Genomic DNA, 18,376 nt, shown 5'->3' with positions numbered 1-18,376 from the left:
ATCGTCACGTTGACAGGAGAACAAAGCCATGTGGAGAGCGCTGTACAGAACAGTGTGGGCGCTGGTCGGCGCCAGTATTGCAGCCTTTGCCCTCGCAGCCTGCGGCGCGGGCGCGCCGCTGCCGCCCGCACAGGCCGACGCGGCCGCGAGAGAACGCGAGCAGCAGGCCTTCGTGGACGCCCTGAAGCCGCGCCGCGCGGGCAGGCCGGTGGTCGCGGTGCTCGCGCTGAACGAAGGCACCGAGATGACCGACCTGCTGCTGCCGCACGCGGTGCTCCAGCGCGCCGACGTGGCCGATGTGCGGATCGTGGCGCCCAAGAGCGGGCGGGTGAACCTGTACCCCGCGCTACAGGTGGAAGGGGCGCAGGACTTCGCGAGCTTCGATCGTGCGAACCCTTCCGGCGCGGACTATGTGATCGTGCCCGCGATGATCGTCGAGGACGATGCCGCCGTGGCCGCCTGGCTGAAGCAGCAGGCCGCGCGGGGCGCGCGGGTGATCGGCGTCTGCTCCGGCGCGCTGGTGGTCGGCCATGCGGGCTTGCTCGACGGCCGCCGTTTCGCAGGCCACTGGTTCGACCGCAAGACGCTGCTCAAGCGCCACCCCGGCGCGACCTACGTGCCGCACCAACGCTACGTGATGGACCGCGGCGTCGCCACCACCACCGGCATCACCGCTTCGGTGCCGACGATGCTGGCGCTGGTCGAGGCGATCGACGGGCCGCAGAAGGCGAAGGCGATGGCAGCCGAATTGGGTGTGACGTCATGGACCCCCGAGCACGACAGCGCGCCCTTCGGCCTGAACATGAAGCGCGGCGGCAGCTACCTGCTCAACAAGACCGCGTTCTGGCGCGGCGAGCGCCGGCAGGTCGATGTGCAGAACGGCACCGACGACATCGCGCTCGCGCTGGCTGCGGATGCGTGGACGCGCACGGGGCACGTCAGCGTGGATGCGGCGTCTGCAGCTGCGCCCGGCCCGGTCACGTTGCGCAGTGGGCTGGTGCTCGTGACGCAACCGGCGCGCGAAGGATCGATGCGCCTGCCGCTGTCTTCGTCGCTCAAGCCGGTGCAGCAGCTGGACCGCACGCTGTGCGAAATCGCCGCGCGGCATGGGGAGGCGCGGCGGGAATGGGTGATGCAGGAGATGGAATACCCGGGGCCGGGCGTGGCGGCGTGCGCGGGGTGATGGCGGCCGAGACCGGTGAAAGCACGCCGATCTACCATCGCGGCTCGCTCACTTGTCCTCCATCTCGCATGACCTCTTTCGACTTCGAAACGCTGCGCACCCAGATTCGCGAAGCCGCCCGCACCGCTTTCGCCGCGTTGCGCGCGCAGCACCCGAACGAACGCTTCTACGCGATGGCCCTCTACACCGACGACGGCGCGATGACGGTGTGCCCGAGCGCGAACAGCGAAGAAGCGCTGCAGCGCATCCTGTTGGACAACGATTGCACCGAGCCAGCGGACATCGCCTATTCACGCTGGGGGACTGCGGAGTGGGCCTACGAACACCAGCATGCAGGAGACTTCACCGCCGTGAGCGATCGCCTGCGTGCCCACGTGCTGAAGCAGAAGAGCGGCGGCCGCGCCTTCGCCGCCTTTCGTTCGCAGTTGCACGACGCGATGGTCAATGCACTGGCCGATCTGGACCAGGAGGGCTTCTTCGGGACCGGCACCGACAGGCAGGCGCTGACGCTCTTTTGCAGCATCTCGGACTCCGACGATGCGGAAGCGTTCGAGGACGACTCGGCGAAGCGGCTGAACTCGCCCGCGGTGTTCGCAAGGTTCAAGGCCCGCTGGGATGCGCCCTCCGCCTGATCACGCCGACACGATGGTCTTCGGCTCCAGGAACGCTTCCAGCCCGAACACGCCGTACTCCCGGCCCAGCCCCGATTGCTTGACGCCGCCGAATGGCGCCGTGAGCGCGGGCCGGATCGCATTGACCATCACGCCGCCCGCCTCCAGCCGCTCGGCAACGCGGCGCGCGCGCCCGGCGTCCGAAGAAAAAACGTACGCCTGCAATCCATAGGGCGAGTCGTTGGCGATGCGCACCGCCTCTTCTTCGTCGTCATAGGCCAGCAGGCACAGCACCGGGCCGAAGATTTCTTCGCGGGCGATCTGCATGTCGTTGCGCACATCGGCGAACACAGTCGGCTTCACGAAGTAGCCGCGCGCCAGATGCGCAGGCCGGCCTTCGCCGCCCGCAACGAGCGTGGCGCCCTCCTCCAGCCCCGAGCGAATGAAGCGCTGGATGCGGTCGTACTGGGCCTGGTTCACCAACGGCCCGATGAGCGTCTGCGGATCGCGCGGATCGCCCACGATGAGGCCCTCCACCGTGGTCTTGACGTGCTCGATCGCCTCGGCGAGCCGCGCGCGCGGCATCAGGATGCGCGTGCCGGCGATGCAGGCCTGGCCGCTGTTGAGAAAGCCCGCGCTCAACGCGAGCGGGATGGCTTGCGCGAGGTCCGCGTCTTCGAGGATGAGGGTGGCGGACTTTCCCGTGAGCGCCAGGCTCACGCGTTTCATCGTCTCGGCGCCCGCGCGCAGGATCGCCTTGCCCGTGGGCGTCGAGCCGGTGAAGGAAATCTTGGCGATGCCGGGGTGCGTGCTGATCTCGCTGCCGACATCGGCACCGCGGCCGTTCACGATGTTGACCACGCCCGGCGGCAGGCCGGCATCGTGGATGGCTTCTGCAATCACCTGCGTCTGGATCGGGCTCAGCTCGCTCGGCTTCATGACGCACGCGCAGCCCGCCGCGAGGGCGCTCGCGAGCTTGTTGCAGATGGAGCCCGCGGTGCTGTTCCACGGCGTCATCAGCGCGGCGACGCCCACCGGCTCCATGACCACCGTGGCCTCGCCGACAGAGCGCGTGAACGCATAGGCCTCCAGCGTCTTCACCGCGTTGGCGAAGCACTGCGAGGCGTAGTCGGCGACCCATTGCGCGCGCGACAGCGGTCCGCCGTATTCCTCGATGGTGGCTTCGCGGATCTCGTCGGTGCGCGCGAGCACGGCGGCCTCCAGGCGCCGCAGCATGTCGATGCGCTCTTCTTTCGTGCTGCGGCCGAAGGCCGGCTGCGCGCGCTGCGCGGCGGCGATGGCGCGTCGCACGTCGTCGCGATTGCCGAGCGTGACGGTGCCGATGCACGCCTCGGTGGCGGGATTGACGATGTCGACGACTTCGCTGCCCTGCACGGGAACGAAGGCGCCGTCGATGTAGGCGTGAGAGAGGTGACGCATGGAACTGCTCCGTTTGCTTTCCCCGGAAATCCCAGGGTCATGGGCAATCTATGGCCCCTCGATCATCTTGATAAGATGGAAAATCGCGCACGACGCATCCCGGTATTCAGGACAATGCACAAGACAGGGCTGATTGAATTCGAGGCGGTGCTGGCCGTCGCGCGGCGCCACAGCTTCCGGGCCGCGGCGGTGGAACTGGGCATGTCCACCTCGGCGCTCAGCAGCGCGGTGGCCGGGCTGGAGTCGCGGCTGGGCGTGCGGCTCTTTCACCGCACCACGCGCAGCGTGTCGCTGACCGAGGCCGGTCACGCGTTCCTTGCCCGCATCGAGCCGGCGATCGCGCAGATCCAGGGCGCGATGAGCGACCTCAACGACCAGCGCGCCACACCCACCGGCACGCTGCGCATCAACAGCTCGCTGGGCGCGGCGCGCATGGTCTTCGCGCCGATCGTCTGCGAGTTCCTGCGGCGCCATCCGGCGATGACGGTGGACATCGTCACCGAAGGCCGCATGGTCGATATCGTCGGCGAAGGCTTCGACGTGGGCATCCGACCCAGCGAACTGGTGCCGCGCGACATGGTGCGCGTGCCCATCGGCGTGGGGCTGCGCATGGTGGTGGTCGGCTCGCCCGGCTACTTCGCCAGGCACCCGGCGCCGGGTTCGCTCGCCGATCTGTCCGCGCACCAATGCATACGCGCCCGCCTGCCCAGCGGCGTGCCCTCGCCATGGGAATTCATGGCCAAGGGCAAGGTGCAGGCGCTGGAGGTGCCGGGCCGCCTGATCCTCGATGCGCCGGCCCTGATGCTCGATGCGGCGCGGCAAGGCATGGGCCTCGCGCAAGTGGCCGAGTGGTACATCGAGGAAGACGTGGCGAGCGGCCGCCTCGTGCGCGTGCTGGACGACCGGATGCCGGCCGTCGCGGGGCTGGCGCTCTACTACTCGGGGCGGCGGCACATCTCCGCGGGGCTGCGCGCGTTCATCGACCTCATCCATGAGGTGAATGGAACGAGCGCGATGGCACGGTAGCGGCTCAGTCGACCCGGATGTTCCGCGCCTTCACCAGCGCGCTCACCCTGCCCGTCTCGTCCTGCACGAATTTCGCGAACGCCTCGGGCGTGGTGCCTGCGGGCTCCAGGCCGAACTGCAGCAGCTTCTGCTTCACGACGGGGTCGTTGACCGCCGCCTGCACGGCCTTGCCCAGCCGCTGCACCACATCGGCCGGCGTGCCCTTGGGCAGGAACACACCGTTCCACTCGACCACGTTGTAGCCCGGCAGGCCCGACTCGGCGAGTGTGGGCGTGTCGGGCAATCCGTTCACGCGCTTGCTGGAGCTCACGGCCAGCGCGCGCAGCTTGCCCGACTTGACGTAGCCCAGCGTCGAGGCCACGTTGCCGAAGTACGCGGAGACCTGCTCGCCCATGACGTCGGTCAGCGCGGGCGCGCCGCCCTTGTAGGGCACGTGCATCAGGTTGACCTTGGCCTGCTCGTTCAGCGCCTCGCCCGCCAGGTGCGAGCCGGTGCCGCCGCCGGCCGAGGCGAAGCTGAGCTTGCCGGGGTTCTTGCGCGCGAAGTCGAGGAACTCGGCCACCGTCTTGTAGGGCGCGGTTGCGGGCACGACGAGGATCTGCGGCGCGGTGGCCACCAGCGAGACGGGAATGAAATCCTTGGCCGCATCGAACGGGAGCTTGCGCAGCGACGGGTTCACCGCGAACGCGGAAGCGTCGTAGAGCACGGTGTAGCCGTCGGCGGGCGCCTTGGCCACGTTGTCCTCGCCGATCACGCCGCCCGCGCCGGGCTTGTTGTCGATGACGATCTGCTGGCCGAGCGCGACGCTCAGCTGCTGCGCGACCACGCGTGCGGTGTTGTCGGCGCCGCCGCCCGCGGCGTACGGCACGACCATGCGGATGGGCTTGTCGGGCCATGCGGCCCAGCCGAGCAACGGAGCGCACGCGGCCAGCGCGGCGATGGATTTCAGGAGGCGTCTCTTCGTCATTCGGATGTCTCGGTCTTTGTCGTTTCGGGAAAGTCGTAGAGCTGCGCCGGGTTGTCGACGAGCACGCGATGGCGCGTGGCCTCGTCGGGCACCCACTGGCCCAGCAGGTCGAACAGCACTGCGTCGTCGGGCTTGTTGACCGGCTCGGTCGGGTGCGGCCAGTCGCTGCCCCACACCACGCGCTCGGGCGCCTGGCGAACCCAGGCCCGGGCGATGGCGGTCGTGTCGGCGTAGCGGCCCGCGGCGCCGGCTTTCGAATCGAGGTAGGGGCCGGACAGCTTGACCCACGTGCGGCCGTTGTCGCGCAGCCGGCTCACCACATCGAACGCGCGATGCGAGAGCGCATCGGGCAGCGGCAGGCGCGCGAGGTGGTCGAAGACGATGGTGCACGGCAGGCGCGCGAGCAGGTCGGCGTGCGCGGCGATCTGGTCGGCGCTCCAGTGCAGTTGCACATGCCAGCCGAACGCGTGCACACGTTGTGCGAGCGGCTCGACCATGGAGAAATCGGTGGCGGCATTGGCACTCGTGTAGAGCGTGAAGCGAATGCCGCGAATGCCGCCCGCGTGCAGGCGCTCGAGCTCGGCGTCGCTCACGTCGGGGTGGACCACCGCGACACCGCGTGTCTGCGCAGGGCCGAGCGCGCGGATCGCATCGAGCGTCACGCTGTTGTCGGTGCCGTGCACGCGCGGCTGCACGACGACCGTGCGCCGCGTGCCGATGCGTTGCTGCAGCAGGCGGTAGTCGTCGGCGGTGGCCCTGTCGACCATCGCATCGGGCGAGCCGTGCAGCGCGAAGCGGCGGTCGTAGATGTGCATGTGCGCATCGCACGCGCCCGCCGGTGCCGCGCTGGCGGGTCGGCGCGTGCCGCTGCTGTTGGGGTAGACGACGTCCATGCGCGCGTCAGTCCGCCGCGTTCGCGGTCTTCAGCACCTTGTCGGTGTGCTGCCCCAGCGTCGGCGCGGCGAAGGGCTCGGGGCCCGGCGTGCGGCCGAACTTCACGGCGCGCGTGAAGCCCCGGTACGAGCCGAGCGTGGGGTGCGCGAAGTTCGCGACCATGTCCTCGGCCAGCACCTGTTCGTTGTCGAACATGTCCTCGACCGTGCGTGCGGCCGCGCAGGGCACCTCTTCGCCGAAGAGCTCTTCCCATTCGAGCGCGGTGCGCGTGGCCAGCGCCTCGCGCAGGCGCGGAACGATTTCCGCGAAGTGCTGCGCGCGCTTGCGCACCGAGTCGTAGCGCTCGTCGGCCGCGAGCTCGGGCAGGCCCACCTTGGCGCACAGCGCCTGCCAGAAGTGCGGCGTGTTGGCCGAGATGTAGAGGTGGCCTTCGCGCGTCGGATGCAGGCCGGTGATGCCGCCCGAGCGCATGTCGCGCCCCACGTCTTTCGGCTCGCCCTCGGCCCACACCATGCGCGCCGATTGCATCGTGAGCGCCGAGCGCAACAGCGACACGCCGACGAACTGGCCCTCGCCGCTTTTCTCGCGCTCGTACAGCGCCGAGGCCACGCCCGCGGCCACCAGCGCGGCCGCGTAGTAGTCGACCACCGAGCCGTAGATGATCTCGGGCGGCTCGCCGCGCTTGCCCTGCAGCGCGCACATGCCGGTCATGCTCTGCAGCACCTGGTCGTAGCCGGCTTTCTCCCGCAGCGGACCGGTCTCGCCGTAGCCCGTGAGGCTGCAATAGATCAGGCGCGGATTGACGGCCTTCAGCTGGTCGTACGCAATGCCCAGCCGCGGCGGCACGCTCGGGCGGAAGTTGTGCACCAGCACGTCGGCGGTGCGCACCAGCGCCATCAGCGCGGCCAGGTCTTGGGCATTCTTCAGGTCGAGCACCACGCCCAGCTTGCTGCGGTTCACGCCGATGAAGGCGCGGCTCTCGGCCTCGAGCGTCGAGGGGTACTTGCGCAGGTTGTCGCCCGTGGGCGGCTCGATCTTGATGACCTCGGCGCCCTGGTCGGCCAGCAGCGAGCAGCCGTAGGGCCCCGCGATGTAGGCGCTCAGGTCGAGCACGCGCAGGCCGCTCAGTGGCCCGGCCGGGCCGGTGCGCGCGGGCAGGCTTGTGTCGTCTTGCGGGGCGTCGATGGTCATGGATCGTTCTTTCTTCAATGCTCAGTCGGCTGTGATGTTCTGCTGCTTGGCCAGCTTCTTCCAGCGCTCGACGTCTTCCGCGATGACGGTCCCGAACTGCGCCGGCGAGAGCGGCGTGGCGATGGCGCCTTCGCGCAGGAAGTTGGCGGTGATCTCGGGCTTGGCAATGATCTTGTTCACCGCGCCGTTGAGCTTCGCCACCACGTCGGGCGGCGTGCCCACGGGCGCCAGCAGGCCCCACCAGAGTTCGAATTCGTAGCCGGGCACGGCCGTGGACATGGGCGTGAGGTCGGGCGCGATCGGGCTGGGCTTCAGGCTCGTGATGCCGACCGCGCGCAGCTTGCCCGCGCGCACCATCGGCAGCAGCGACGGTCCGCTGGAGATCAGCAGCTGCGTCTGGTTGCCGATCAGGTCGGTCACGGCCGGGCCCATGCCCTTGTAGGGGATGTGCGCGATCTGCAGGTCGCCCACCTTGGCCTTGAGCAGCTCGGTGCCGAACTGGTTGACGCTGCCCGAGCCGGACGAGGCGTAGTTGTACTGCCCCGGCTTGGCCTTGATGGCCGCGATGAGCTCGGCCGGCGTCTTGGCAGGAAAGTCGTTGTTCACCGCGACGATGAACGGGCCCTTGGCGAACATGGCGATAGGCGCGAGGCCCTTGACCGGATCGAACGGCAGCTTCGACTGCACGGCCGCGTTGGTCGTCATGCTGGAGGACACGGCCACGAGCGTGTAGCCATCGGGCGCGGCCTTGGCGACCTGCCCCGTGCCGGTGTTGCCGCTCGCGCCGGGGCGGTTGTCGATGATGACCGGTTGCTTCAGTTCATCGCCCAGTTCCTTGGCCACCTGGCGCGCGAAGGTGTCGTTGGAGCCGCCCGCGGGATAGGGGACGACGATGGTGATGGTCTTGGTCGGGTACGCGGTCTGTGCGAATGCGCTGCCGCTCAACAGACAGCCGCCGGCGATGGCAGCAACGACGAGCGTGCGCAGGCCAAGCGATGGGGAAATCTTCATTTGTCTTGTCTCCTGATTTTCTAAGAAAGCGAAAAACTCAGCCCGGCAGCAGGCCCAGGCTGCGCGCGCTCGCGACGATGGCGCGTGCGCGGATCACGAAAGGGATGTCGATCATTTTTCCGTCCACCACGTAGGCGCCCACGCCCTTGGCATCGGCATCGCGCGCGGCCTCGACCACCTTGCAGGCGTGCGCGATCTCTTCGTCGGTCGGGCGAAACACCTCGTTGGCGATCGCGATCTGGCTCGGGTGGATGCAGGTCTTGCCGAGGAAGCCGAGGTTGCGCGACAGCATGGCCTCGGCGCGAAAGCCGTCGGCATCGCGAATATCCGCGAACGCGCCGTCGTAGGCATAGACGCCCGCCTCGCCCGCGGCGACGCGCATCGCGAATATCGCCTGCCCGATTGCGGTCGGCTCGCGCCGCGCGATGCCCAGCGGCTCGAACAGATCGCCCAGCCCCAGCTGCAGCCCTGCCACGCGCGGATGCGCAGCGCCGAGCTGCGCCGCGGTGCGCAAGGCCGAAGGCGCCTCGATGTTCAGCAGCAGGCCGATGGGCGCGCGCACGCCGTTCGCCTGCTCGGCGCGCTCGATGGCCTCGACCGCGGCACGCACATGCGCCGGGCTCTCGGGCTTGGGAATGTTGATGAGGTGCACGCCGGGCTGCGCGACCGCGGCGATGTCGTCGGCGAAGTGCGGCGTGTCCATCGCGTTGACGCGCACGATCACGGTCTTGCCCGATGCGGCCGGCTCGCCGCTTTGCAGCAGTTGCCGCACGGCATCGCGCGCCTCGCCCTTGCGCGGCTCGGACACCGCATCCTCCAGGTCGAAACACACGCCATCGGCCGCGCCGCTCAAGGCCTTGGCGAACAACTCGGGGCGGGTTCCGGGAACGAAAAGTTTGCTTCTCATGCAGCGCAGTGTGCGCAGCGCATGAGCAAAGAAAAACACATGGCTTCTATGATCAGATCATAGAAAATCTATCTTTCATGGAAACAGCCTACCTGCAAAGCTTTCTTCTGGTGGTGGAGTCGGGCTCGATGTCGGAGGCCGCGCGCCGCCTCGACCTGACGCCTGCCGCCGTGGCACAGCAAATACGCACGCTGGAACGCGAGCTCAACGCGCCGCTGCTCGCCCGCGCGGGCCGCACGGTGCAGCCGACCGAGGCGGGGCACCTGCTGGTGCAGCGCGCGCGCAACCTGCTGCGCGAGGTGGGCGACCTCAAGACGCTGCTCAACAACGACGCGGCCGGCGGCGAGCTCGTCATCGGCACCATCAACACGGCCATCCACAGCCTGCTGCCGGACATCCTCGCGCGCTTCGTGAAGACGCATCCGGGCGTGAAGGTGTTCCTGCAATCGGGCACCACGGCCACGCTCTACAAGGCGGTGCAGCAGGGCGAGCTCGATGCGGCCGTGTGCCTCTATCCGCCCTATGTGCTCGCCAAGACCTTCGACTGGTCGCTGCTGCGGGAGGAGCCGCTCGTGCTGCTCGCGCCGAGCCGCCTTGCGAAGCGCGATCCGCACGAACTTCTGCGAACTTCGCCCCTCATCCGCTACGACCGGGCGCTGGGCGGCGGCAAGCAGGCCGACCGGTACCTGCGCGCCGCGGGCATCGTGCCGCAGGAACGCTTCGAGCTCAGCTCGCTGCTGGCGATCGCGATGATGGTCGATCGCGGGCTGGGCGTTTCGCTGGTGCCCGACATCGCATCGCCGCTGCTCGAGGGCCAGCGCGTGGCGAAGATCCCGCTGCCGATGCCTTCGGAGCCGCGGCGCTTCGGCATCCTGTGGCAGCGGGCGTCGCACCGGCAGCGGTTGATACGGGGGTTCGTGGACAGCGCGGAGGTCGTGGTCGCGGGTAAACGCTCACGGCCTCACTGACTTTCTACTGACAGACCAGCTCGGTCTTCGATACGGCGCAGAGCCGCGCCACCTCGGCCTTCGACAGGAACTCCGTAGACAGGCTGTTGAGCATCAACACGGCCGGGTAGAGGCGCGCGTCCTGCGGATTGGCACGGTAGGCCTTCAGCAGCAATTGCTGGCCCGCCTTGCCGCAGTGCTTGCGCTGCATGCGGTTGACTTCCTTGTCGTGCGCGGAGCCGTCGCCGTTGAACTCGCCCGCGAAGTGAAAGCACATCTCGGTGTCGGAGACGGCCTTCTGCAGCGGCTGCTCCTCCTTCGAAAATTTCGCGGGTGCGGCGGCGAACGACAGCGAGGCCGACAGCAGCAGCGCGGCGGTGAACATGAGCTTCATGGTGCGAATCCTCTCCAATGAAAAAAGGGCCGCCCTGGGCGACCCTTTCCGTCTAAATCGCCGCGGCGATTACTTCTTGTCGCCGCCAGGCACCTTGCCTTCGACGCCCTTGACGTAGAAGTTGATGCCGGTCAGGAACTTGTCGTCGGCCACGGCGTCCTTGGCGACCACTTCCTTGCCGTCCTGGCCGAGGATCGGGCCCTTCCAGATCACGAAGCTGCCGTCCTTCAGGCCCTTCTTGACTTCCTCGACCTTGGCCTTGGTTTCGGCCGGCACGTCCTCGGCGATCGACACGAGGTCGATGGCGCCTTCCTTCACGCCCCACCAGGCCTGGCCGGTGGCCCACTTGCCGTCCAGCGCGTCCTGCGTGGCCTTGATGTAGTACGGCGCCCAGTTGATGGTGGCCGAGCCCAGGTGGGCCTTGGGGCCGTAGGCGGTCATGTCCGAATCCCAGCCGAAGGCGCGCTTGCCCTTTTCCTGCGCGGTCTTGAGCACGGCGGGCGAATCGGTGTTCTGGAACAGGATGTCGGCGCCGCCGTTGATGAGCGCGGTGGCCGCCTCGGTTTCCTTGGGCGGGCTGAACCATTCGTTGACCCACACGACCTTGGTGGTGATCTTCGGGTTGACCGACTGCGCACCCAGCGTGAAGCTGTTGATGTTGCGCAGCACCTCGGGAATCGGCACCGAGCCGACCACGCCCAGCGTGTTGCTCTTGGTCATGGCACCGGCGATGACGCCGGCCATGTACGCGCCCTCGTACGTGCGGCTGTCGTAGGTGCGCATGTTGTCGGCGGTCTTGTAGCCGGTGGCGTGCTCGAACTTCACGTCCTTGCTGTCGGTGGCCACCTTGAGCATCGGCTCCATGTAGCCGAAGGTGGTGCCGAAGATCAGCTTGTTGCCCTGGCCGACCATGTCGCGGAACACGCGCTCGGCGTCGGCGCCTTCGGGCACGCTTTCCACGAAGGTGGTCTTGATCTTGTCGCCGAATTCCTTCTCCAGCGCCTTGCGGCCGTTGTCGTGCGCGAAGGTCCAGCCGCCGTCGCCCACCGGGCCGATGTATGCGAATGCGATGTTGAGCGGCGCGGCCGGGGCCGGCGCGGCTGCAGCGGGGGCCGGGGCGGGCGCGGGGGCCGCGGCCGGTGCTGCCGCTTCTTCTTTCTTGCCGCAGCCGATCAGGGCCGCCGAAGCGACCGCCGTGAGGGCGGCCAGCTTGAGCAGGGAGCGCTTGTTCAGATCATTCATTGTCGGAAATCCTCAAAAAGGACGGGTTGGCGGGAAAACGAAAAACGCGATTATGAGCCGGGGTAGAACGGTTTCCCTATGGAAGCCGGCATGTTGATGCGGATGAACGCCGGGTTGCGCGAGATCAGCGCCAGCACCACGATGGGCGCGATGTACTGCAGCATGCTCAGGAACTGGGGCGGCACATCGACGCCGCTGCTCTGCAGGTGAAAGCCCAGCATCGTGACGCCGCCGAAGAGGTAGGCGCCCAGCAGCACGCGAATCGGCCGCCAGGTCGCGAAGGTGGTGAGCGCCAGCGCGATCCAGCCGCGGCCCGCGACCATGCCCTCGACCCACAGGGGCGTGTACACGGTCGAGAGGTACGCCCCCGCCAGCCCGCAGAGCGCGCCGCCCGCGACGACCGCCATGAAGCGGATGCGCCGCACCGGGTAGCCCAGCGCATGCGCCGACTCGGGCGATTCGCCGACCGAGCGCAGCACGAGGCCCGCGCGCGTGCGGTACAAAAACCAGATGAGCCCGAAGGTCAGCACCACCGCGAAATACACCATCGGATGATGGCGGAACAGCGCGGGGCCGACGAGCGGAATGTCGGCCAGCACGGGGATCGCATACGACACGCTCTCGGGCAGCTTGGCCTGCACGAAGTTGATACCGGCGAACGCCGAGAAGCCCACGCCGAAAAGACTGAGCGCGAGCCCCGTCGCGTACTGGTTGGTGTTGAGCCAGATCACCAGCACGCCGAAGAAGGCCGCGAGCAAGGCGCCCGCCGCCATGCCTGCGAGAAAGCCGAGCCAGGGGTTGTGCGTGGTGACCACCGTCGCGAAACCGGCGATGGCGGCGCACAGCATGATGCCTTCGGCGCCGAGGTTGACGATGCCGGCTTTCTCGTTGATGAGGAGGCCCAATGCGGCGATCGCGAGGACGGTGCCGGCGCTCAGCGTGGAGCCGAGAAGGAGTGCGTAGCTGTCCATGTCAATGGCTCCAGCGCGGGTTGGTGTTGCTGTTCTGAAGGGTGCGTTCGGGGCGGGTGCGCAGGCCACCGGGTACTCCCCTCCGCGAATGTCCCCCGGCCTGCGGCCTCCTCCTTGATTTCGCTGCGGGGAGTACCCGATGCCCTGCGCACAGGGACACGCTGGTGGTGTTCGGCCGATCAACGACCGCTCTGAATAACGAGCACGCCGATGGGGTGCCTTGCGCAGCGAAATCAAGGAGGAGCCGAAGGCGGGGGACATTCGCGGAGCAAGGCACCCCGTCGGCGTGATCGCGCCACAACGCACGCATCGCCCGAATCGAAGAGCAATCCGTCATCAAAGCACTCCTTCGCTCGAACGCGCAACAGGCGCGGTCAGCGGCGTGCTGGCTTGCAGCGAACTCGTCGTGAGAATGGCTTTGGCTGCCGCCTTGCGGCGGATGCGGTAAGCGATGAGCGTGTCGCAGGCCAGCAGCGTGAAGAGCAGCAAACCCTGGAACACACCGGTCAGCGACTTGGGCAGCCCGAGGCGCGATTGCGCGAGTTCGCCGCCGATGTAGAACATGCTCATCAGGATGGCCGAGAACACCATGCCCACCGGATGCAACCGCCCGACGAAGGCCACGATGATGGCCGCGAAGCCGTAGCCGGCCGGCACATACGGCGTGAGCTGGCCGAGCGGGCCGGCCACTTCGAGCGCACCGGCCAGGCCCGCCGCGCCGCCCGAGGTGAGCAGCGCGATCCACACCGCGCGCCGCGCCGAAAAGCCGGCGTATCGCGCCGCCGCCGGGGCCAATCCACCGACCTGCTGCGCGAAGCCCGCCCGCGTGCGGAACAAAAACACCCACAGCGCGCCCACGCCCACCAGCGCGATGATCAACCCGATGCTCACGCGCGAGCCCTTGAAGAGCCGCGGAATCTGCGTGACCGCCTCGAAGGTTTTCGACTGCGGGAAGTTGTAGCCCTGCGGGTCCTTCCACGGGCCGAACACCATGTAGCTCAAGAGCAGCGTGGCCACGTAGACCAGCATCAGGCTCACGAGGATTTCGTTGGCGTTGAACTTGTCGCGCAGGAACGCCACGATGCCCGCCCACACCATGCCGCCGAGCGTGCCTGCGACCAGGATGGCGACGACGATCCACGAGCCCGTGTTCTTGTCGGCCAGCAGCGCCACGCCGCCCGCGACGATGGCGCCGAACACGAACTGCCCCTCGGCGCCGATGTTCCACACGTTGGAGCGAAAGCACACCGCAAGACCGAGCGCGATGATGAGCAGCGGCGTCGCCTTGATCATCAGCTCGCCGAGCGCGTAGCCGTTCTTGATGGGCTCGTAGAAGAACACCATGAGGCCCTTCACAGGGTCCTTGCCGAGCGCGGCGAAAAGCGCCACGCCGATCAGCACCGTGATGAGCAGCGCCAGGATCGGCGAGGCGAAGGTCCAGAAGCGCGAGAGCTCCGGGCGGGGTTCGAGCTTAAGCATGGGCCGCTTCCTTGTTCCAGAGACCGCTCATCCATTCGCCGATCTGCGGCAGCGTGGCCGCGGCGCGGTCGATGGAGGGCGACAGGCGCCCCTTGGCGATCACGTGCAGGCGGTCGCTGATGTCGAACAGCTCGTCGAGCTCCTCGCTCACCACCAGCACCGCGCAGCCGGCATCGCGCAGCGCGAGGATCTCGCCGCGGATGAGCGCGGCCGCGCCCACGTCCACGCCCCAGGTGGGCTGCGAGACGATGAAGAGCTTGGGGTTGGCGTCGATCTCGCGGCCGACGATGAACTTCTGCAGGTTGCCGCCCGAGAGCGATCGCGCCGCGGCATGGGGGCCGCCGGCCTTGACGTTGAAGCGCTCGATGATGCCCCTGGCGTGCTTCTCGAGTGCCGAGGTGCGAATCCATCCGCCCTTGCCCACCGCGTTGCTGCGCGTGAGCAGCAGGTTGTGCGCGAGGCCCAGCGTGGGCACCGCGCCGCGGCCCAATCGTTCTTCGGGCACGAAGTGCAGCCCCAGTGCGCGGCGCGCGCGTGGCCGCAGCCGCCCGGCGGGCTTGTCGAACACCTGCACCATCGCTGCATCGGCGCGCACGTCCTCGCCCGAGAGCGTGTAGAGCAGTTCCTTCTGCCCGTTGCCCGACACGCCCGCGATGCCGACCACTTCGCCGGCCCGCACATCGAACGAGATGCCGTCCAGGTCGACGCCGAACTGGTCTTCGCGCGCGAGCGTCAAGCCCTTCACGCGCAGCGCCACCGCGCCCGCATGCACCGGGCGGTGCTGCAAGGGCGGCGGCTCGCTGCCGATCATCAGCCGCGAGAGCGATTCGTTGCTCTCGTTCTGGGGATTGCACACGCCTGTCACCTTGCCGCCGCGCAGCACCGTGCAGGCGGTGCAGAGCTCGCGGATCTCGTGCAGCTTGTGGCTGATGTAGAGGATGCTGCAGCCCTCGGAGGCCAGCTTGTTGAGCACCGTGAAGAGCTTGACGACCGCCTGCGGCGTGAGCACCGAGGTCGGCTCGTCCAGGATCAGGAGCTTGGGGTTGGTGAGCAGCGCGCGGATGATCTCCACCCGCTGCATCTCGCCCACCGAGAGCGTGTGCACCGGGCGCGAGGGGTCGATATCGAGGCCGTACTCGCTGGCCTTGGCGGTGATGCTGCGCGCCACTTCCGCCAGTTGCAGCGATTTATCGAGGCCCAGCCACACGTTCTCGGCCACGGTGAGCGTGTCGAACAGGCTGAAGTGCTGGAACACCATGCTGATGCCCAGCGCCCTCGCCTGCTGGGGGTTGCGCAGGGTGACGGCCTGGCCGTCGAAGGTGACGGTGCCTTCGTCGGGCTTGACCGAGCCGTAGATGATCTTCATCAGCGTCGATTTGCCCGCGCCGTTCTCGCCGAGAACGGCATGGATTTCGCCGGGGGCAACGGCCAGCGAGATGTCGCTGTTGGCCACCACCGCGGGATACCGCTTGGTGATGTGCGCGAGCTGGAGTCGGGGGGTTGTCATGCCGGGTTTCGTGGGTTTGTCTCGTTCAACAGCAACAAAGCGGAAGCAGCTATAAGTTTAATAGCGGCTTCCGCGCCCATTGGCGACCATCGACGCCCGACGGCGCTCTGCTCAGCCTTTCAGTGTCCGCCGATGTAGGCGAACTTGAACAGGAAGATCGCCGCGATCACCCACACCATTGCATGCACTTCCCGTGCCCGGCCGGTGCAGAGCTTGAGCACCGCGTAGGTGATGAAGCCGAAGGCCAGGCCATTGGCGATCGAGTAGGTGAAGGGCATGGCCAGCGCGGTCACCGCGGCGGGGATGACCTCGGTGGTGTCTTCCCAGTCGAGCTCGACCAGGTCGCGCAGCATGAGGCAGCCCACGAAGAGCAGCGCCGGCGCGGTGGCATAGGCCGGCACCGAGCCCGCGAGCGGCGAGATCATGAGGCAGGCGAGGAACATCACCGCCACCACCACCGCCGTGAGGCCGGTGCGCCCGCCCGCTTGCACGCCGGCCGCGCTTTCCACGTACGCCGTGGTGCTCGAGGTGCCGAGGAGCGAGCCCGCGAAGATCGCGCCGCTGTCGGCCAGCAGTGCCTTGTTCATGCGCTCCATCTTGCCGGGCACCAGCAAGCCCGCGCGCTTGGCCACGCCCATCAGCGTGCCGGTGGCGTCGAACATCTCGACCAGGAAGAACACCAGCACCACATTCAGGATGCCGCCCTTGAGCGCACCCAGGATGTCCAGCTGCATGAAGGTGGGCGCGATCGACGGCGGCGCATCGAACACGCCGTGAAACTTGTTGCCGCCGAAGAAGAACGACAGCACCGTCACCAGCATGATCCCGATGAGGATCGCTCCTCGCACCTTCAACCGGTCGAGCGTCACGATGACCAGGAAGCCCAGCGTGGCCAGCACCACCGGCGGCGAATGCAGGTCGCCCAGCGTGACGAAGGTGGCGGGCGATGCGGCGACGACGCCCGCGCTCTTGAGCGCGATGAGCGCCAGGAACATGCCAATGCCCACCGTGATCGCCGTTCGCAACGACTGCGGTATGCCCGCGATGAACAGCTCCCGCAACCCGGTGACCGTGACGATGAGGAACAGGCACCCCGAGATGAACACCGCGCCCAGCGCGACCTGCCACGTGTAGCCCATGCCCAGCACCACCACGTAGGCGAAGTAGGCGTTCAGGCCCATGCCCGGCGCCATGGCGATCGGGTAGTTGGCGTAGAGGCCCATGATCAGCGTGCCCAGCGCGGCGATGAGGCAGGTGGCCACGAAGACCGCGCCCTTGGGCATGCCCGCGTCGCCGAGGATCGTGGGGTTCACGAAGATGATGTAGGCCATCGTGAGGAAGGTGGTGAGCCCCGCGATGACCTCGGTGCGCACGGTGGTGTTGTGCGCACTGAGCTTGAACACGCGTTCAAGCAGACCCGAGCCGCTTGCGCTGCCCACAGCCGCACGCGGACGCGCGGACTCGACATGCCCCGGGGTGCGGGGCTCGGCGCCTTTGGGCGCCTGTTCAAACGTACTCATTTCGCTTGTCTCCAGCTGTTGTAGTGGCGGTTTCATCGTTGCCCCGCTCACGACGCCGGCGCGAACGGGGGTTTCTCAGGGGTCCGGTTTTTCAGGGGCGGCGGGCAGGCGCGTCGCGGTGCCGGACACGCCGGATGCCCCGGGTATGGCGGAAGACGCGGGCCGCAGCGACGCCGCCACGTCCTTGATGCATTCGCGCAGCCACCGCGCCGAGCTCGACGAATGGGTGCGTTCGTGCCAGAGCTGGTAGTACATGAGGCGCGGCAGCGCCACCGGGCAGTCGATGATCTTCACCGGCAGCCGCGCGGCGAAGCGCTCGCAGTACTGGCGGCCAGTGGTCAGCACCAGAAGGCTCGACGCCACCATGTCGGGAATGAGGCTGAAGTGCGCGCAGCGCGCGGTGATGTTGCGCTGCCGCCCCAGCTCGTCGAGCATCTGGTCGATGATGCCGCGCCCGCCCGGGTGCATGGGCGTGGGCGCGATGTGCTCGGCCGCGAGCCAGGTCTCCAGGTCCCAGCCGCGGCGCACCGCCGGGTGGTCCTGGTTGACCAGCGACACCACCTCGTCGCCGAAGAGCCGCGCCATGTGCAGGTCTTCCGGGGGCTTCAACCAGTTGCCGATGACCAGGTCGACCTGCCCGAGCGCCAGGTGCCCGTGGTAGTCCGAGTCGGGCGAGAGCGCGTGGATCTCGATCTGGCAGAGCGGCGCCTCGCGCTTGACGTGCGCCACCAGCATCGGCAGGAACAGCGGGTCCATGTAGTCGCTGGCCGCGATGCGGAAGGTGGTGGCCGCCGATTGCGGCTCGAAGCCGCGCGCATCGGAGAACAGCATCTCGGCCGCGCGCAGGATGCTGGCCGCCGGCTCGATCATCCGCAGCCCCGCATCGGTGGGCACCATGCCCGAGCCCGAGCGCACCAAGAGCGGATCGCCCGACAGCTCCCGCAGGCGCTTGAGCGCGGCCGAGACGGCCGGCTGGTACATCCCCAGGCGGATGGCGGCGCGCGAGACGCTGCGGTCGGTCAGCACGGTGTGGAGCACCCGGATCAGATGAAGATCGATCTTGTCGAAAAGCGCTTGGTCTCTCAT

17 protein-coding genes are annotated in these 18,376 nt (G+C 68.0%); 4 read left to right on the top strand and 13 right to left on the bottom strand.

Annotated elements, in window-relative coordinates:
• The first annotated feature begins 28 nt into the window (after window positions 1–28).
• Together JC881_RS16915 and JC881_RS16910 are read left to right on the top strand one after the other, a co-directional pair.
• Window positions 29–1,183 (top strand): DJ-1/PfpI family protein, encoded by a 1,155-nt coding sequence (locus JC881_RS16915; protein WP_198786859.1) that lies wholly within the window; start codon window positions 29–31, stop codon window positions 1,181–1,183.
• Window positions 1,183–1,815, top strand: a complete 633-nt coding sequence (locus JC881_RS16910; RefSeq protein ID WP_233101843.1) for a DUF4303 domain-containing protein — start codon at window positions 1,183–1,185, stop codon at window positions 1,813–1,815. Before JC881_RS16915 ends, JC881_RS16910 begins: the two co-directional genes overlap by 1 nt.
• Here JC881_RS16910 and JC881_RS16905 read toward each other — a convergent pair whose 3' ends face one another.
• Window positions 1,816–3,234, bottom strand: coding sequence for an aldehyde dehydrogenase family protein (locus JC881_RS16905; protein ID WP_198786858.1), 1,419 nt, complete (start codon window positions 3,232–3,234; stop codon window positions 1,816–1,818).
• 114 nt (window positions 3,235–3,348) lie between these two features.
• Between JC881_RS16905 and JC881_RS16900 the strand changes: the two genes are divergently transcribed.
• A complete protein-coding gene (locus JC881_RS16900; protein WP_198786857.1) occupies window positions 3,349–4,260 on the top strand; it encodes a LysR family transcriptional regulator in 912 nt (303 codons plus the stop codon).
• Between the two features lie 4 nt (window positions 4,261–4,264).
• Here JC881_RS16900 and JC881_RS16895 read toward each other — a convergent pair whose 3' ends face one another.
• Genes JC881_RS16895 through JC881_RS16875 form a run of 5 tightly spaced genes read right to left on the bottom strand, consistent with a single transcriptional unit; the run spans window position 4,265 to window position 9,230 of the window.
• On the bottom strand, window positions 4,265–5,227 hold the full coding sequence (locus JC881_RS16895) for a tripartite tricarboxylate transporter substrate binding protein (protein WP_198786856.1): 963 nt from the start codon (window positions 5,225–5,227) through the stop codon (window positions 4,265–4,267).
• On the bottom strand, window positions 5,224–6,120 hold the full coding sequence (locus tag JC881_RS16890; protein ID WP_198786855.1) for an amidohydrolase family protein: 897 nt from the start codon (window positions 6,118–6,120) through the stop codon (window positions 5,224–5,226). The genes JC881_RS16895 and JC881_RS16890 overlap by 4 nt, the downstream gene beginning before the upstream one ends.
• 7 nt (window positions 6,121–6,127) lie before the next feature.
• A complete protein-coding gene (locus tag JC881_RS16885; RefSeq protein WP_198786854.1) occupies window positions 6,128–7,312 on the bottom strand; it encodes a CaiB/BaiF CoA transferase family protein in 1,185 nt (394 codons plus the stop codon).
• Between the two features lie 21 nt (window positions 7,313–7,333).
• The gene (locus JC881_RS16880; protein ID WP_198786853.1) at window positions 7,334–8,323 is read right to left on the bottom strand and encodes a tripartite tricarboxylate transporter substrate binding protein; all 990 of its coding nucleotides are present in this window, start codon (window positions 8,321–8,323) and stop codon (window positions 7,334–7,336) included.
• 37 nt (window positions 8,324–8,360) lie between these two features.
• Window positions 8,361–9,230: an HpcH/HpaI aldolase/citrate lyase family protein gene (locus JC881_RS16875; RefSeq protein WP_198786852.1), complete on the bottom strand. Its 870-nt coding sequence runs from the start codon at window positions 9,228–9,230 to the stop codon at window positions 8,361–8,363.
• 77 nt (window positions 9,231–9,307) lie between these two features.
• On the opposite strand from JC881_RS16875, the gene JC881_RS16870 reads away from it, so the two are divergent.
• Window positions 9,308–10,198, top strand: coding sequence for a LysR family transcriptional regulator (locus JC881_RS16870; RefSeq protein WP_198786851.1), 891 nt, complete (start codon window positions 9,308–9,310; stop codon window positions 10,196–10,198).
• A gap of 4 nt (window positions 10,199–10,202) precedes the next feature.
• On the opposite strand, the gene JC881_RS16865 is transcribed toward JC881_RS16870, so the two are convergent.
• From JC881_RS16865 to JC881_RS16835, 7 genes are all read right to left on the bottom strand, one after another.
• Entirely contained in the window at window positions 10,203–10,571 is a 369-nt protein-coding gene (locus JC881_RS16865) for a hypothetical protein (RefSeq protein WP_198786850.1), read from the bottom strand.
• A 69-nt stretch (window positions 10,572–10,640) separates the two neighbouring features.
• Window positions 10,641–11,813: a BMP family ABC transporter substrate-binding protein gene (locus JC881_RS16860; RefSeq protein WP_042582280.1), complete on the bottom strand. Its 1,173-nt coding sequence runs from the start codon at window positions 11,811–11,813 to the stop codon at window positions 10,641–10,643.
• Window positions 11,814–11,863: 50 nt separating this feature from the next.
• A complete protein-coding gene (locus JC881_RS16855; RefSeq protein WP_198786849.1) occupies window positions 11,864–12,784 on the bottom strand; it encodes an ABC transporter permease in 921 nt (306 codons plus the stop codon).
• Window positions 12,785–13,120: 336 nt separating this feature from the next.
• The gene (locus tag JC881_RS16850; protein ID WP_198786848.1) at window positions 13,121–14,263 is read right to left on the bottom strand and encodes an ABC transporter permease; all 1,143 of its coding nucleotides are present in this window, start codon (window positions 14,261–14,263) and stop codon (window positions 13,121–13,123) included.
• Window positions 14,256–15,770: an ABC transporter ATP-binding protein gene (locus tag JC881_RS16845; RefSeq protein ID WP_198786847.1), complete on the bottom strand. Its 1,515-nt coding sequence runs from the start codon at window positions 15,768–15,770 to the stop codon at window positions 14,256–14,258. Before JC881_RS16845 ends, JC881_RS16850 begins: the two co-directional genes overlap by 8 nt.
• A 119-nt stretch (window positions 15,771–15,889) precedes the next feature.
• Window positions 15,890–17,290 carry an NCS2 family permease gene (locus JC881_RS16840; RefSeq protein WP_233101842.1) on the bottom strand — a complete coding sequence of 467 codons (1,401 nt, stop codon included), beginning with the start codon at window positions 17,288–17,290 and terminating at the stop codon, window positions 15,890–15,892.
• Window positions 17,291–17,365: 75 nt separating this feature from the next.
• A complete protein-coding gene (locus JC881_RS16835; RefSeq protein WP_198786846.1) occupies window positions 17,366–18,376 on the bottom strand; it encodes a LysR family transcriptional regulator in 1,011 nt (336 codons plus the stop codon).

This window comes from Variovorax sp. IB41 (genome assembly GCF_016405905.1).
In the GTDB taxonomy this organism is placed as follows: Bacteria; Pseudomonadota; Gammaproteobacteria; order Burkholderiales; family Burkholderiaceae_C; genus Variovorax.
Note: the sequence above shows the minus strand (reverse complement) of the source record. Positions and strands in the feature narration are given on the sequence as shown.